Genomic DNA, 345 nt, shown 5'->3' on the forward strand with positions numbered 1-345 from the left:
CCACCGGCGCCACCGAAAGCGGCTTCACCATCCGCGGGGCGGCGGCGCTGCGCTGGCGGCTGAGTCCATCGGCAATGTTCACGCATACCTCGAGCGTCGAGCGCAGCACGTCGAACGTGCACTCGAGCGCCGAAGCGTCCCTGAGCACGAAGATCAATGGAACCATGCAAATGAAGGCGTCGGTCGTTGCGCGCAATGACACGAATGTGCCAAAAGGCAAGGAGAACACTGACACGCAGACGTCAGTGACCCTGATCTATTCATTTTGATCCCGGGCGCGCAGGGCTGGAATCGTCACCTGGTACGGCCTTGCTTGTTCGCTGTCGGAACTTAATTACGGTTTTT

General features: G+C 59.4%; 1 protein-coding gene. It reads left to right on the forward strand.

Annotated elements, in window-relative coordinates:
- On the forward strand, positions 1-269 hold a 269-nt coding region (locus D0817_RS26930; RefSeq protein WP_127341014.1), incomplete at its 5' end, for a DUF481 domain-containing protein.
- Between the last annotated feature and the right edge of the window lie 76 nt (positions 270-345).

Source organism: Flavobacterium cupreum, assembly GCF_003996965.1.
GTDB classification, from domain to species: domain Bacteria; phylum Bacteroidota; class Bacteroidia; order Flavobacteriales; family Flavobacteriaceae; genus Flavobacterium; species Flavobacterium cupreum.